Origin of the sequence: Mucilaginibacter sp. (genome assembly GCF_036383575.1) — a bacterium.
Taxonomy (GTDB): Bacteria; Bacteroidota; Bacteroidia; order Sphingobacteriales; family Sphingobacteriaceae; genus Mucilaginibacter.
The window spans coordinates 1-1,527 of sequence record NZ_DASVOB010000177.1 but is presented as its reverse complement, the minus strand read 5'-3'; the positions used below and the strand labels follow the sequence as shown (position 1 = coordinate 1,527).

Here is a 1,527-nt window from a genome sequence, read left to right as displayed (position 1 = left end):
GTCATTTCATTTTTTTTCAGGTTCCCTGATGGGTACTCGCAATGACATAACGACGGTTAAAGGTCCTCCTAATCTCTAATCACCAACCTCTAATCTCTCTACTTAAACCTGTAAAACCCGGTAATTGATCCCCACTGATGCGAGCGGATCATCTCCTTGGCATCTTTGGTATGGAATATCGCAGCTATATCAAAAGCGAAACGGCTGGTTGTAAAAGCTATACCTACCTGCTGGCTAAATATAAACGGTTTCTTTTCTGAAACAACTTCCAGGCTGTTTGGGTCGTCATGTTTGCGGAACAGGCTGCCCTGGATGGTTGCATCATAACCAACCAAATTGGCTAAAGGCTGGTAGTAAAAAAAGATCTCGTGCTTGTGCAGTAATTTTTCCTCGCCGCCGGTTGATACCGTACTTTGGGTACTGATAGAATTGAACAGCTGGTTAAAATTTCCCAGGCGTACCATGCCTCCTGCACCAGCGCCGGTAAAACCGTTACCCAGGTTGGCATATGAGCTAAAGCTCATGTCAATCCATGAGGCACGGGCCAGCAGCTTATTATACTCGGCCGAAAGATTGAGCTCCACATCATTTTTGATCTGGTATTGCCAGCCGTTGAGTTTGTAAAAACCGAAAGTATTGTGAATAAGCTTCTGCACAGGTTCGCCGCCCGCAGCCGGGCCTACCAGGCCAATCTGGGCGCCAAGCTTCAGGTTACTTTCGTTTTTGTACAGTAAGTTAAGTGTTGAACCTATATAAGTATATGCAGCAAACGGCCTGTCAATATCAAAGGGACCGCGAACATAGCCCGATTGAGGGTTGAACATTTTTTGCCCTAACTCAAATCCTAAAACTTTGTTTTGGAGATCGTTTTCGGTTGGTTTAACTGTAAGCGCTTTTCGGTAATAAAAGAAAATACCATTAGTGTAGTACCTGTCAGATCCCTGACCAAGGAATGAATCATTGTCAGTTTGAATACCAAATTCATGACCGCGGGTTTGTGCAAATAAACAGGTAGCGCTTAACAGGCATACCAGTGTTAAAAATAGTTTATTAGGCATTGGGGTTTATATAGTATAATAGTATATATGTGCGCTAATATATAAAAAACCCGATGCAAATAAAGCAGTTATAAAATTAGGGGTTGTTACAGTTTGAAATTTGACTGATGAATCAAAGGAAAGAGAAAGAAATGAATTAGGGTATTACTAAAAATAAAACGAAATTTAAAAAGGCAAAGCAAACAACCCATAATCCCATATTTTATATGAACGTACAGCAACAAACCGAAGAGTATATCACCAGCCAACCTGAACCAAAACGTAGTGATATGCAAACATTGCATAGGCGCATACTTCAAATATTACCGGGGTGTAAGCTATGGTTTGAGGATGGCAGAAACGCCGAAGGCCGGGTTGTTAGTAATCCTAATGTGGGATATGGATCTTATACCATAAAATACGCTAACGGAACAACCCGGGAGTTTTTTCAGGTTGGTATGAGCGCCAACACCGCGGGGATTTCTATCTA

At 42.0% G+C, this 1,527-nt stretch carries 2 protein-coding genes; one reads left to right on the top strand and one right to left on the bottom strand.

Annotated elements, in window-relative coordinates; translation table 11 throughout:
- Positions 1-98: 98 nt before the first annotated feature.
- On the bottom strand, positions 99-1,058 hold the full coding sequence (locus VF500_RS06435; protein WP_330858874.1) for a lipid A deacylase LpxR family protein: 960 nt from the start codon (positions 1,056-1,058) through the stop codon (positions 99-101).
- 206 nt (positions 1,059-1,264) lie between these two features.
- Here VF500_RS06435 and VF500_RS06430 point away from each other — a divergent pair.
- Positions 1,265-1,527 (top strand): hypothetical protein (locus tag VF500_RS06430; RefSeq protein WP_330858873.1); only part of this gene is annotated, 263 nt, incomplete at its 3' end.